This is a genomic window from Streptomyces sp. S465, from assembly GCF_026898115.1.
GTDB lineage: Bacteria > Actinomycetota > Actinomycetes > Streptomycetales > Streptomycetaceae > Streptomyces > Streptomyces luomodiensis.
In genome coordinates this window covers 5,218,765-5,231,430 of the sequence record NZ_CP114036.1, presented here as the reverse complement: position 1 = coordinate 5,231,430, position 12,666 = coordinate 5,218,765, and the positions used below count along the sequence as shown (strand labels likewise).

Annotated in this window: 11 protein-coding genes; 8 read left to right on the top strand and 3 right to left on the bottom strand. The window is 71.8% G+C overall.

Translation table 11 applies throughout. The annotated features are described in order from the left end of the window. Nucleotides 1-190 precede the first annotated feature (190 nt). Together radA and disA are read left to right on the top strand one after the other, a co-directional pair. Nucleotides 191-1,615: a DNA repair protein RadA gene (gene radA, locus N6H00_RS22145; protein WP_268973560.1), complete on the top strand. Its 1,425-nt coding sequence runs from the start codon at nucleotides 191-193 to the stop codon at nucleotides 1,613-1,615. Between the two features lie 756 nt (nucleotides 1,616-2,371). Continuing rightward, a complete protein-coding gene (gene disA / locus N6H00_RS22140; RefSeq protein WP_268977070.1) occupies nucleotides 2,372-3,430 on the top strand; it encodes a DNA integrity scanning diadenylate cyclase DisA in 1,059 nt (352 codons plus the stop codon). A gap of 215 nt (nucleotides 3,431-3,645) precedes the next feature. Here the strand turns inward: disA and N6H00_RS22135 are convergent, their stop codons facing one another. Then, nucleotides 3,646-4,509 carry a hypothetical protein gene (locus N6H00_RS22135; protein ID WP_268973559.1) on the bottom strand — a complete coding sequence of 288 codons (864 nt, stop codon included), beginning with the start codon at nucleotides 4,507-4,509 and terminating at the stop codon, nucleotides 3,646-3,648. A 250-nt stretch (nucleotides 4,510-4,759) separates the two neighbouring features. On the opposite strand from N6H00_RS22135, the gene N6H00_RS22130 reads away from it, so the two are divergent. The 5 genes from N6H00_RS22130 to cseC all read left to right on the top strand — a co-directional run bounded on the left by N6H00_RS22130 (nucleotide 4,760) and on the right by cseC (nucleotide 9,335). Then, the gene (locus N6H00_RS22130) at nucleotides 4,760-5,686 is read left to right on the top strand and encodes an A/G-specific adenine glycosylase (protein WP_268973558.1); all 927 of its coding nucleotides are present in this window, start codon (nucleotides 4,760-4,762) and stop codon (nucleotides 5,684-5,686) included. A gap of 290 nt (nucleotides 5,687-5,976) precedes the next feature. Beyond that, entirely contained in the window at nucleotides 5,977-6,588 is a 612-nt protein-coding gene (locus N6H00_RS22125) for a SigE family RNA polymerase sigma factor (RefSeq protein WP_268973556.1), read from the top strand. Beyond that, the gene (locus tag N6H00_RS22120; RefSeq protein ID WP_268973555.1) at nucleotides 6,576-7,301 is read left to right on the top strand and encodes a hypothetical protein; all 726 of its coding nucleotides are present in this window, start codon (nucleotides 6,576-6,578) and stop codon (nucleotides 7,299-7,301) included. The genes N6H00_RS22125 and N6H00_RS22120 overlap by 13 nt, the downstream gene beginning before the upstream one ends. A 9-nt stretch (nucleotides 7,302-7,310) precedes the next feature. Next, entirely contained in the window at nucleotides 7,311-8,018 is a 708-nt protein-coding gene (cseB, locus tag N6H00_RS22115) for a two-component system response regulator CseB (RefSeq protein WP_268973554.1), read from the top strand. A 6-nt stretch (nucleotides 8,019-8,024) separates the two neighbouring features. Next, nucleotides 8,025-9,335, top strand: coding sequence for a two-component system sensor histidine kinase CseC (gene cseC / locus N6H00_RS22110; RefSeq protein WP_268973553.1), 1,311 nt, complete (start codon nucleotides 8,025-8,027; stop codon nucleotides 9,333-9,335). A 124-nt stretch (nucleotides 9,336-9,459) separates the two neighbouring features. Here the strand turns inward: cseC and N6H00_RS22105 are convergent, their stop codons facing one another. Then, on the bottom strand, nucleotides 9,460-11,085 hold the full coding sequence (locus N6H00_RS22105; protein ID WP_268973552.1) for an MDR family MFS transporter: 1,626 nt from the start codon (nucleotides 11,083-11,085) through the stop codon (nucleotides 9,460-9,462). Between the two features lie 172 nt (nucleotides 11,086-11,257). Between N6H00_RS22105 and N6H00_RS22100 the strand changes: the two genes are divergently transcribed. Beyond that, nucleotides 11,258-11,836 (top strand): TetR/AcrR family transcriptional regulator, encoded by a 579-nt coding sequence (locus tag N6H00_RS22100; RefSeq protein ID WP_268973551.1) that lies wholly within the window; start codon nucleotides 11,258-11,260, stop codon nucleotides 11,834-11,836. Nucleotides 11,837-11,857: 21 nt separating this feature from the next. Here N6H00_RS22100 and N6H00_RS22095 read toward each other — a convergent pair whose 3' ends face one another. After that, a complete protein-coding gene (locus N6H00_RS22095) occupies nucleotides 11,858-12,457 on the bottom strand; it encodes a M23 family metallopeptidase (RefSeq protein WP_268973548.1) in 600 nt (199 codons plus the stop codon). Nucleotides 12,458-12,666 lie beyond the last annotated feature (209 nt).

Below are 12,666 nucleotides of genomic sequence, written 5' to 3'. Positions count from 1 at the left end.
ATGATGCAGACTTCCTCACGCCACTTGCGCGGTTTTAACCCTTACGGGTGACCATCTCGCTCATAAGGGGACAGGTGTCCCTCTTCGGTGGCCGCGACCTGCTATGCGACCGGTGCCCTCCCCACATGGCACAGCGCGGCCGTCGCGGCCACCGTTCGGCTCTGTCGGTGGCCGACGCTAGCGTTACGGCATGGCTGCCCGTAGCTCCTCCCGTTCATCCGCCAAGGACCGGCCCTCCTACCGCTGCACGGAGTGCGGCTGGACCACCGCCAAGTGGCTCGGCCGCTGCCCGGAGTGCCATGCGTGGGGCACGGTCGAGGAGTACGGCGCGCCCGCGGTGCGGACCACCACACCCGGCCGGGTCACCTCGGCCGCCCTGCCCATCGGCCAGGTCGACGGCCGTCAGGCCACCGCGCGCAGCACCGGCGTGGACGAGCTCGACCGGGTGCTCGGCGGCGGGCTGGTCCCGGGCGCGGTCGTGCTGCTCGCCGGGGAGCCCGGGGTCGGCAAGTCCACGCTGCTGCTGGACGTCGCCGCCAAGGCCGCCTCCGACGAGCACCGCACGCTCTACATCACCGGTGAGGAGTCGGCGAGCCAGGTGCGGCTGCGCGCGGACCGCATCGGCGCGCTGAGCGATCATCTCTACCTCGCCGCCGAGACCGACCTCTCCGCGGTCCTCGGCCATCTCGACTCGGTCAAGCCCTCGCTGCTCGTCCTGGACTCGGTGCAGACCGTCGCCTCGCCCGAGATCGACGGCGCGCCCGGCGGGATGGCGCAGGTGCGCGAGGTGGCCGGGGCGCTCATCCGCGCCTCCAAGGAGCGCGGTATGTCCACGCTGCTGGTGGGCCACGTCACCAAGGACGGCGCCATCGCGGGACCCCGGCTGCTGGAGCATCTGGTCGATGTCGTCCTGCACTTCGAGGGCGACCGGCACGCCCGGCTGCGGCTGGTCCGGGGCGTGAAGAACCGCTACGGGGCGACGGACGAGGTCGGCTGTTTCGAGCTGCACGACGAGGGCATCACCGGGCTCGCCGACCCCTCCGGGCTGTTCCTCACCCGCCGCGACGAGCCGGTGCCGGGCACCTGTCTGACGGTCACCCTGGAGGGCCGCCGGCCGCTGGTGGCCGAGGTGCAGGCGCTCACCGTCGACTCCCAGATCCCCTCCCCGCGCCGCACCACCTCCGGTCTGGAGACCTCCCGGGTCTCGATGATGCTGGCCGTGCTGGAGCAGCGCGGCCGGATCAGCGCGCTGGGCAAGCGGGACATCTACAGCGCCACGGTCGGCGGGGTGAAGCTGTCCGAGCCCGCCGCGGACCTCGCCGTGACGCTCGCGCTGGCCAGCGCCGCCAGTGACACCCCGCTGCCCAAGAACCTGGTGGCCATCGGCGAGGTGGGGCTCGCGGGCGAGGTCCGGCGGGTCACCGGGGTGCAGCGGCGGCTGGCGGAGGCGGCCCGGCTCGGTTTCACCCACGCCCTGGTACCGGGCGACCCGGGCCGGATACCGGACGGGATGCGGGTGCTGGAGGTCGCGGACATCGGGGACGCGCTGCGGGTGCTGCCCCGGCGGCGGGAGCGGAGTGAGAAGGCGCGGTCGGCCGCGGAGGATCGCGGCTGACGTGGCTGACGCCGCGGTCGGGTGCGGAGTCGGGTGCGGAGTCCGGTGCGGATGACCGTGGCTGCGGTGACGGGCGAGACGCTGATGGGACACAACCGGCTGGGCGCTCGATAAGCGCGGCGGTGCCCCGGCGAGCGGGTGGCCGTGTGTGCCCTGGCCAGGCACGACGGCCCCCGGCGGGCCTGGCCGGGGCACCCCGGCCAGGCATCGCGGCGCGACGGCGGTACCCCAGCGGACAGGCGACCGCGCGCCCTTACGAGGCATCCCGACACCCCAGCAGGCGGAAGACGGAATGCACCGGCGAGAGCACGCGAGACCCCACCCAACGGGCAAGTAGCCGGAGCACCTGCCCAGACATCGCGGCGCGGCCGCCGCGCCCCGGCGGACAGGCGACCGCGCGCCCTGGTGAGGCGTTGTGGTGGCCTGGCGGGCAGGTGACCGCGGGTGCCGGAGAGGCATCGCGGTAGCCCAGCGGGCAGGCGGCCGTGTGGGCTGGTGAGGGTGCGCGGTGGGGGCCGGTGGGCCGTGGGGCGCGGGGCGCGTGGGGAGTCGCGCTCCGTTTCGCGGCCACGGGCGTACGCCGGGAGACCCCACGGGAGGCCGGTGGCCGCCGGTAGACTTTGCCCTGGTCTCGCCCGTACGTGGCCTCGCACACCGGCATGGCAGGGCGACTCGCGGCACCGACAGACCTTGCGACGGAGGAGTGCAGTGGCAGCAGGCGACCGGGCAACGGCACCCGGCAAGGCCGACGGTCTGATGCGTGCCTCCCTGAGCGCGGTCGCGCCCGGCACGGCCCTGCGCGACGGCCTTGAGCGCGTCCTCCGGGGAAACACCGGCGGCCTGATCGTGCTCGGCACCGACAAGACCGTCGAGTCGCTGTGTACCGGCGGCTTCGTCATCGACGTCGAGTTCACCGCGACCCGGCTGCGCGAGCTGTGCAAGCTTGACGGCGCGCTGGTCCTCGACAAGGACATCACCAAGATCGTGCGGGCCGGGGTGCAGCTGGTCCCCGACGCGGCGATCCCCACCGAGGAGACCGGCACCCGGCACCGCACCGCGCAGCGCGTCTCCATCCAGACCGGGTTCCCGGTGGTCTCCGTCAGCCAGTCGATGCGGCTGATCGCGCTGTACGTCGACGGTCAGCGGCGGGTCCTGGAGGATTCGGCGGCGATCCTCTCCCGTGCCAACCAGGCGCTGGCCACCCTGGAGCGCTACAAGCTCCGCCTCGACGAGGTCGCGGGCACGCTCTCGGCCCTGGAGATCGAGGACCTGGTCACCGTCCGGGACGTGAGCGCGGTCGCGCAGCGGCTGGAGATGGTCCGGCGCATCGCCACCGAGATCGCGGAGTACGTGGTCGAGCTGGGCACGGACGGCCGGCTGCTCTCCCTCCAGCTGGACGAGCTGATCGCGGGCGTCGAGCCGGAGCGTGAGCTGGTGGCGCGCGACTACGTCCCCGAGCCGACCGCCAAGCGCACTCGCACGGTGGCCGACGCGCTCGCCGAGCTGGACCGGCTGACCCACGCCGAGCTGCTCGAACTGCCCATCGTGGCCCGTGCGCTGGGCTACACCGGCTCGCCCGAGACCCTCGACTCGGCGGTTTCGCCGCGTGGCTTCCGGCTGCTGGCCAAGGTGCCGCGGCTTCCGGGCGCCATCATCGAGCGGCTGGTGGAGCACTTCGGTGGCCTGCAGAAGCTGCTGGCGGCGAGCGTGGACGATCTCCAGATGGTGGACGGCGTGGGCGAGGCGCGGGCGCGCTCGGTCCGCGAGGGCCTGTCGCGGCTTGCCGAGTCGTCCATCCTGGAGCGGTACGTCTAGCGGCCTGCCTCTAGCGGCGCCGGTACGGCCGTCCGGCAACGGCACCACCAGTACGTCCGGCCGGTAGCGACACCACCGGTACGTCCGGCCGCTGTACGTCCCGTGGCCGGGTACGTCCCGCGGCCGGGTACGTGGGCGGGGGCGCCGCACGCGTTACGGCGCCCCGGGATCTCCTGGGCCCAGCCCTTAGTCCGTGACCCTCAGCCGCTCAGCCCTCAGTCCTTCGCGAGGACGAACGACACCTGGGCCGTGCCGAGGCCGTCCACCTTCGCCTCGACCAGATACGTGCCGGCCTTGGCCGACGCGCTGCCCGACGGGGTGGCGCAGTGCTCGGCGCTGCGCTTGCGGTCCCACTCCACGGTGCGCTTGGTCTGGCCGGAGCCCGGCACCTCGACCAGCGCGCTGGCGCTGCCCTCCGGGCAGTCGCCGGAGGCCCAGACGTGGGCGTTGTCGGCGTCCGTGATGGTCAGCGAGGCTGCCGCGCGCCCGAAGTCGACCTTGCAGGAGCTCGACCCGGTGTTCTTGACGACGATCTCGAAGGTGGGCTTCTCGTCCGGCGCCCAGGTGTTCTTGACCTTCGAGTCCTTGACGCTGCGCACCGTCAACTCCACGTCGCCACGGCGGCAGTCCGGCAGGCTCGATCCGGCGGGCAGGCCCTGCCCGGTCCCGGTGCCGATGCCGTCGGCACCGCCCGCCGAGCCGCCCGAGGAGCCGCCCGCGCCGCCGGAGCCGCTGCCGCCGCCCGCGCCACCGCCGCTCTCGTCGGTACCGCCGTCGTCCGAACCGCCGCTGCCGCCGGAGCCGCCGGATCCGGAGCCGCCGCCGTCCGACTCGTCGCGTCCGCCCGGCCGTTCGCTGTTCACCGGCCCGGACGAGGAGGGCCCCGGGGTGATGGTGCTCGCGGGTCCCCCGCCGCCCGATCCCTTGCCCTCGTCGCTTCCGCCGCCGCCCGCACCACCCCAGCCGAAGGCCCAGATGACCAGGATCACGATGGCTATGAGCAGGGCCAGCGCAACGGCCCTCCGCCGCCAGTAAATGGAGGAGGGAAGCGGCCCGATCGGATTGCGCAGAGATCCCACGCGGAAACTCTACGAGAGATCGGCCGCCTTACCGGCCAATAACCCCCGCTCCAGGCCCTACTTTTCTCATGATCCGACCGGATCGGGCACATGAGGCCGCCCCGAGGCCGTACCCCGGCGCGGCACGCGGCCATCCGTTCCCGCGCCGGTGCCCGGATTGCGCGTTTTCGGGGCGACGTGACGCGGCTCGACCCGAACGCCCGCGCCCTGGGCCCCCGCGAGCCGTCCCGTCGTGTCAGGATCGAGAGCGATGACTGCCATTTCCGCTTCCGCCGTCCCGGCCGCCGCATCCCCCGCCCCCGACGGAGCCGTACTGCACCGGCCCGTCATCGACTGGTTCGACGCGCACGCGCGCGACCTCCCCTGGCGTCGCCCCGAGGCCGGCGCCTGGGGTGTGATGGTGAGCGAGTTCATGCTCCAGCAGACCCCGGTGAACCGGGTGCTGCCGGTGTACGAGCAGTGGCTCGCCCGCTGGCCGCGCCCGGCCGACCTGGCCGCCGAGCCGCCCGGTGAGGCGGTCCGCGCCTGGGGCCGGCTGGGCTATCCGCGCCGGGCGCTGCGGCTGCACGGCGCCGCGGCCGCCATAAGGGAGCGGCACGGCGGCGATGTGCCGAGCGACCACGCCCAGCTGCTGGCGCTGCCGGGGGTGGGCGAGTACACGGCTGCGGCGGTGGCCTCGTTCGCGTACGGCCAGCGCCATCCGGTCCTGGACACCAATGTCCGCCGGGTGTTCGCCCGCGCGGTCAGCGGTGCGCAGTACCCGCCGAACGCCACCACCGCCGCCGAGCGCAAGCTGGCCCGTGCCCTGCTCCCCGACGAGGAGCGGACCGCGGCGCGCTGGGCGGCCGCCACGATGGAGCTGGGCGCGCTGGTCTGCACGGCCCGCACCCCCGACTGCGCGCGCTGCCCGATCGTCGCGCTGTGCGCCTGGCGGCAGGCCGGTTCCCCGGAGCACGACGGGCCGCCGCGGCGCGGCCAGACCTACGCGGGCACGGACCGCCAGGTGCGCGGCAAGCTGCTCGCGGTGTTGCGGGAGGCGGTGGCGCCGGTGCCGCAGGCGGTGCTGGACCAGGTGTGGGACGAGCCGGTGCAGCGGGCCCGCGCGCTTGACGGGCTGGTCTCCGACGGCCTGGTGGAGCCGCTCGCGGGCGGGCTCTACCGGCTGCCATTGACCTGAGTCAGCTCTCGTCACCGCGCTGCCGTTGGTTCGACCCGCACATCGTCAACGCCTCGTCACGGCCCTGTCTGTGACAGAGCCGTGACACTGCCAGGACCCGGTGCTGACACTCCGTCGTACCGGGTTCCGTTGTTACACAACCTATGGACAGCTGTGCGTTCGCTGAGGTGCGGATGCACATCGCGCCGCAACAGCGCCTCCGTAGCGTCCTTCCCGTGCCGACCGACAGGCCGGCCACATCAGGTGGGGAAGAGGGCGGGTCACGCCCCGAAGGCCGTAGGAGGCTGCAGATGTGCGGCAGTGGCAAGGTTCTGGACTTTGAGGAGTACGTGCGCAATCGGCAGGACGCGCTGCTGCGCAGCGCCCGTCGGCTGATCCCCGACCCGGTCGAGGCACAGGATCTGCTCCAGACCGCCCTGGTGCGCACCTACGGCCGCTGGGACGGCATAGCCGACAAGTCGCTCGCGGACGCCTATCTGCGCCGCGTGATGATCAACACCCGTACCGAGTGGTGGCGCGCCCGCAAGCTGGACGAGGTGCCCACCGAGCAGCTTCCGGAGGCGAGTGTCGAGGACGGCACCGAGCAGCACGCCGACCGCGCCCTGCTGATGGACATCCTTTCGGTGCTGGCTCCCAAGCAGCGCAGTGTCGTGGTGCTGCGACACTGGGAGCAGATGACGACCGAAGAGACCGCGGAGGCGCTCGGAATGTCGACCGGAACGGTCAAGAGCACGCTGCACCGGGCGCTGGCCCGGCTGCGGCAGGAGCTGGAGAGCCGCGATCTGGACGCCCGTGCGCTCGGCCGTCAGGACAGGGAAGGCAGGCCGGCCGGCACGGTCCGGCAGCACACGCGGGTCCGGCGCGGCCGCCAGGAGCGGGGGCAGGAACGGTGCGCGGCCTGACCAGGGCCTCTCCCGGCGCGACAGCCATGCTGGCCGGCGGTGCGGTCGTGGGTCTCGCGGCCGTCGGCGGCTGGATGCTGGCCGGATGCGGTACGGCGGGCCAGGGTGTCCGCAAGGAGGGACCGGCGCGCACCGAGTGGGCCTCGGCCGCCGCGAACTCGGGTGCGTACGCGGGCGGTCCCGCTTCGGGCCTGCCGTCGACGGCCCGGCAGAAGGCCGAAGCGGTCAGGCTGGTCAAGGCGGATCCGAACGTCAGCGACGATCTGAAGGCGAGTCTGAAGCCCTGCGGTGCGGACGACGAGGGCGAGCAGCGGGCCAAGGGCTACCCGGTGGACGTGACGTACGGCCGGCTGACCGGCGCCACCACCTCCGACCTGGTCATCAACGTCATGTCGTGCGCCGACGGCTTCGGTATCGGCTCGTATGTGTACCGCGAGGTGGACGGCCGGTACGAGAGCGTCTTCCGTGACGAACAGCCGCCGGTCTACGCCGCTGTGTCCGGGGACGAGCTGCGGGTGACCAAGCTGTCCTACGCCTCCGAGGACGCGGTCTGCTGCCCGTCCAGCGAGGATGTGCTCACCTACCGCTGGACCGCCGCGCGGAAGGTGTTCACGGTGCTGTCCCGCAAGCACACCGACTACAGCAAGAATGTGCCCAAGGACGACCCGACCCCGGCGCCGCCCGCGGGCGCCGACGACGGAACGGAAGGCTGACCCGAGGCTGTGGCCGAGACCCATGTGCTCTTCGTCGAGGACGACGATGTCATCCGTGAAGCCACGCAGCTCGCCCTGGAGCGCGATGGCTTCCTCGTGACGGCCGCGCCGGACGGGCTGACCGGCCTCGAGCGCTTCCGCGCCGACCGCCCCGATATCGCGCTGCTCGATGTGATGGTTCCGGGCCTGGACGGGGTCAGCCTGTGCCGCCGGATCCGCGACGAGTCCACCGTTCCCGTGATCATGCTTTCGGCGCGCGCCGACTCCATCGATGTGGTGCTCGGCCTCGAAGCCGGCGCCGACGACTATGTGACCAAGCCCTTCGACGGCGCGGTGCTGGTGGCCCGCATCCGGGCCGTGCTGCGTCGCTTCGGCCATGCCAGCGGCCCCGGCGGCCGGGGCGGGGAGACCGTCCCCGAGGAGCCCGACGGCGGGGTGCTGCGCTTCGGCGATCTGGAGGTCGACCCCGAGGGCATGGAGGTCCGCAAGGGCGGCCGGCGGGTCGCGCTCACCCCGACCGAGATGCGGCTGCTGCTGGAGTTCTCGGCCGCGCCCGGCACCGTGCTCTCCCGGGACCGGCTGCTGGAGCGGGTCTGGGAGTACGGCTGGGGCGGGGACACCCGGGTCGTGGACGTCCATGTGCAGCGGCTGCGCGGCAAGATAGGCCAGGACCGGATCGAGACGGTCCGCGGCTTCGGCTACAAGCTCAGGGGCTGAGCGGCGGTGCGGCGGTTGGCACTGCGCACCGGGCTGCGGTGGAAGGTCAGTCTGGCCATCGCCGTCGTGAGCGCGCTCGTCGCGATCGTGCTGAGCCTCGTCGTCCACAACGCGGCCCGGGTGTCGATGCTGGACAACAACCGCACCGTGATGGACGAGCGGGTGAAGGTCGCCCAGCGCTGGTACGAGCAGTCCCGGGTGCTGGGATTCGGCGCCAAGCTGGACGACCCCGAGCTGCCCGAGCAGCTGAAGAAGGAGGCGTGGCGGGGACAGCGCGCCACCTATATGGAGGACTCCGGCACCGGCACCCCCGAGGTGTGGGCCTCGGTGCCGCTGCGCAACGGCAAGGTGCTGTCCGTCCACGCCAAGTTCCAGGACCGCTTCGCCGTCCTCAAGGACCTCGACCGGGTGCTGATCATCGGCTCGGTGGCGGTGGTGCTGGGCGGTATCGCGCTGGGCGTGCTGATCGGCGATCAGCTCTCCCGGCGCCTGCGCAAGGCGGCCACCGCCGCCCGCAAGCTCGCCGAGGGCGACTCCGAGGTGCGGGTGCGGGAGGCGATCGGCGGCCGGGTGCGCGATGAGACCGACGATCTGGCGCGTGCCGTCGACGGCATGGCGGAGGCGCTCCAGCAGCGGCTGGAGGCGGAGCGCCGGGTCACCGCCGATATCGCGCATGAGCTGCGCACCCCGGTCACCGGGCTGCTGACGGCCGCCGAACTGCTGCCGCCGGGCCGCCCCACCGAGCTGGTCCGGGACCGGGCGCAGGCGATGCGCACCCTGGTCGAGGACGTTCTGGAGGTCGCGCGGCTGGACGGCTTCGCGGAGCGCGCGGAGCTCCAGGAGATCGCTGTGGCCGAGTTCATCACCCGCCGGGTCCGGTCGGTGGCCCCCGACGCGGTGATCACGGTGGTGCGGGACGCCCATGTCTCCACCGACCCCCGGCGGCTGGAGCGGATCATGGGCAATCTGCTCGCCAACGCCGCCCGGCACGGCAAACCGCCGTTCGAGGTCACCGTCGAGGGGCGGGTGCTGCGCGTCCGCGACCACGGCCCCGGCTTCCCGGAGGAGCTGCTGAAGGACGGGCCGAGCCGGTTCCGCACCGGCAGCAAGGACCGCGCGGGCACCGGCCACGGCCTGGGGCTGACCATAGCCGCGGGCCAGGCGCGCGTCCTGGGCGCCCGGCTGACGTTCCGCAACGCCGATCCGTCGGTGGACGGGCCGGACGACGACGGCCGGGGCGCGGTCGCCGTGCTGTGGCTGCCGGAGTCCGCGCCCACCAACACCGGCAGCTTCCCGGTCATCGAGGTGCCGGACTGAGCCTTCGCGCACGGTGCGGCGGTACATGGCGGTATACGGCGGTATATGGACGGGGCGCGGCCGGCGCTGGTGCGCCGGCCGCGCCCCGTCCCGCGAGGTCACCGCCGGATCGGCGAGGTCACCGTCAGACCGGCTCGGCCACCGGGGCCGGCTGGTCGGCCTGGGCCTCGTCGCCGTCGGCGGCCTTGGCGGCTCCGCGCAGCGGGACCTCCTTGACGAACCAGGCCGCGACGAAGGCGGCGATGCTGATCAGCGCGCCCCACAGGAACACCTGGTGGGAACCGTCGGCCACGGCGTGGGTGTACGCGTCCCGGATGGCCGCCGGCAGCTTCGGGAGGCTGGCCGGGTCGAGCTGGGCGCTTCCGGAGGTGACGGCCGCGCCCTGATCGCCGGCCCGCTCGGCCATGGTGTCCTGCACCTGGCTGGTGAACAGGGCGCCGAGGATCGCGACACCGAAGGAGCCGCCCAGGGTGCGGAAGAGGGTGGCGGAGGAGCTGCCGACGCCCATGTCCTTCATCTCGACGCTGTTCTGCGCCACGAGCATGGTCGTCTGCATCAGGCAGCCCATGCCCATGCCGAGCACCGCCATGTAGACGCCGGAGGTGAAGCGGGTGGTCTCGGTGTCCATCAGCGACAGCAGGAACATGCCGGCCATGATCAGGAAGCCGCCGACGATCGGGAAGATCTTGTACTTGCCGGTCTGGGTGGTGACCCGGCCCGCGACCAGCGAGACGACCAGCATGCCCAGCAGCATCGGGAGCAGCAGCAGCCCGGAGTTGGTGGCCGAGGCGCCCTGGACGGTCTGCTGGTAGAGCGGCAGGAAGGTGGTCGAGCCGAACATCACGAAACCGGTGAGGAAGCCGATCGCGGTGACCAGCGTGAAGTTGCGGTTCCGGAAGATGTGCAGCGGCAGGACGGGTTCGGCCACCCGCTGCTCGACGTAGACGAACGCGACGAGCGCGAGGACGCCGAGCGCGCCGAGCCCGAGGATCTGGGCCGAGCCCCAGGCGTACTCGTTGCCGCCCCAGGTGGTGATCAGCACGAGCGCGGTGATGCCCACGGTCAGCAGGGCGGCGCCGGTGTAGTCGATCCGTCCCTCGGAGCGCTTCTTGGGCAGGTGCAGCACCGCGCTGATCGCGAAGAGGGCGACCGCGCCGAGCGGAAGGTTGATGTAGAAGATCCAGCGCCAGCCGAGGTGGTCGGTGAGGGTGCCGCCGACCAGCGGGCCACCGATCATGGCCACGGCCATCACACCGGCCATGATGCCCTGGTAGCGGCCGCGCTCCCGGGGCGGCACCAGATCGCCGATGATCGCCATCACGCCGACCATCAGTCCGCCCGCGCCCAGGCCCTGGACGGCCCGGAAGCCGATCAGCTCACCCATGCTCTGTGCCATGCCGGACAGGGCCGAGCCACCGAGGAAGATCGCGATGGAGGTGAGGAAGACGCCCTTGCGGCCGTACATGTCGCCGAGCTTGCCCCAGATGGGCGTCGAGGCGGCGGTGGCCAGGGCGTACGCGGTCACCACCCAGGAGAGATGGTCCAGGCCCCCCAGCTCGCCGACGATGGTCGGCATCGCGGTGCCGACGATCATGTTGTCGAGCATCGCGAGCAGCATCGCGATCATCAACGCGAGGATCACCACACTGGTGCTCCGCTGCTTCGGCTCGGCCTTGCCCCCGGCTCCCTGGGCCGGCCGCGCCGGTTGCGAAGCGGGTGGCGCTTCGCCCTGTGATTGTCTGCCGGCCATGTTCTCCGTCTCCCCCCTGGTGGTGATCCCCTGGTGATGAAAGCCCTGACGCCTACTTACTTGCCGCCCGGCTAGTTCAGTACAGTGGAGAAGATAAGGCGCCAACTAGCCGGGCGTCAAGTAAGTTACGTTCGGCCTGCCAACGGCAGCCACACCAGCACGGGAGAGCACCATGGGCAGCACACCGCGGCGGGGCGACACCCGTCAGCGCATCCAGGACGTAGCCCTGGAGCTCTTCGCCGCACAGGGCTACGAGAAGACCTCGCTGCGCGAGATCGCCGAGCATCTGGAGGTCACCAAGGCGGCGCTCTACTACCACTTCAAGACCAAGGAGGACATCGTCCTCAGCCTGTTCCAGGACCTGGCCCGGCCGCTGGACGAGCTGATCGCCTGGGGCCAGGAGCAGCCGCGCACGCTGGAGACCAAGCTGGAGCTGCTGCGCCGCTACAGCGCGGCCCTGGACACCGCCGAGCCGATGATGCGCTTCGTGCACGAGAACCAGGCCACGGTGCGCGAGCTGCGCGTCGGCCCGATCTTCAAGGAGCGGGTGCTCACGCTGTCCGGCCTGATCCGGGACCCGGAGGCACCCCTGCTCGAGCAGACCCGCAGCGTCACCGCGCTGTTCACCCTGCACGCGCGGATGTTCGCGCTGCAAACGCTCGAGGGCGACCCCAAGGACAAGCGGGAGGCTCTCCTGGAGGTCGCCCTCGATCTGCTGACGCAGGCTCATGCTTCGTCGGACGACGCATGAGGCGGTAGGTGGGGTCTGGCGTCAGACCTTGACGCCGTGGTCGCGGAGGAACGTGAGCGGCTCGACGGCGGAGCCGTAGTTCGGCGTCGTGCGGATTTCGAAGTGCAGGTGGGGACCGGTGGTGTTGCCGGTGTTGCCGGACAGGCCGATCTGCTGACCGGTGGTCACGGTCTGCCCGATCCGCACGTCGATCCGGGACAGGTGCGCGTACTGCGAGTACGTCGCGTTGTCGTGCTTGATCACGATCGCGTTGCCGTACGCGGGGCCGTCACCGCCGCCGTTCGGGCCCGCCTTGACGACCACACCGCTGTGCGCCGCGTGCACCGGGGTGCCCGACGGCACCACGAAGTCCTGACCGCTGTGGTTGTGCGACCACAGGTTGCCCGCCAGCCCGAAGGCGGCGCCTATCGAGTACTTGTCGACCGGCGTCTCCCAGGCGTCCGCCTTCTTCTTGGCGGCCGCGCTCACCGACGGGGCGGTGGCGCCCGAGGACGCCTCGGCGGCGAACGCAGTGCCGGCGCCGAGCGCGAGCGAGGCGCCCAGGCCCATGGCGATCACGGCGACGCGGGTCCTGGATACGGACGAATGCGAAGAGCGGCGGTTGGTGGCGCGCGGGGCCATGGGAAGTACCTCCAGAAGCATCTTTGTGACGCCTCTTGTTATCCCGTTCCGATGAATAGGCCAAGGCGTTCTTCTACTAAGCGGATACGTAGGAAATTGAGCATGCGGATGCGTTCCTCCCGGGAATTCCCGGAGATATCCATAACACCTCTGAGCTGCGCCATCCCCTATTCCCCGTAGTAGTCCCCGAATGGCCTGTGCGCGATGTC

Coding starts and splice junctions, on each gene's coding strand:
- disA (WP_268977070.1), top strand. CDS start 2,372: ATGCGTGCCTCCCTGAGCGCGGTCGCGCCCGGCACGGCCCTGCGCGAC.
- N6H00_RS22100 (WP_268973551.1), top strand. CDS start 11,258: ATGGGCAGCACACCGCGGCGGGGCGACACCCGTCAGCGCATCCAGGAC.
- N6H00_RS22130 (WP_268973558.1), top strand. CDS start 4,760: ATGACTGCCATTTCCGCTTCCGCCGTCCCGGCCGCCGCATCCCCCGCC.
- N6H00_RS22105 (WP_268973552.1), bottom strand. CDS start 11,085: ATGGCCGGCAGACAATCACAGGGCGAAGCGCCACCCGCTTCGCAACCG.
- N6H00_RS22095 (WP_268973548.1), bottom strand. CDS start 12,457: ATGGCCCCGCGCGCCACCAACCGCCGCTCTTCGCATTCGTCCGTATCC.
- radA (WP_268973560.1), top strand. CDS start 191: ATGGCTGCCCGTAGCTCCTCCCGTTCATCCGCCAAGGACCGGCCCTCC.
- N6H00_RS22125 (WP_268973556.1), top strand. CDS start 5,977: ATGTGCGGCAGTGGCAAGGTTCTGGACTTTGAGGAGTACGTGCGCAAT.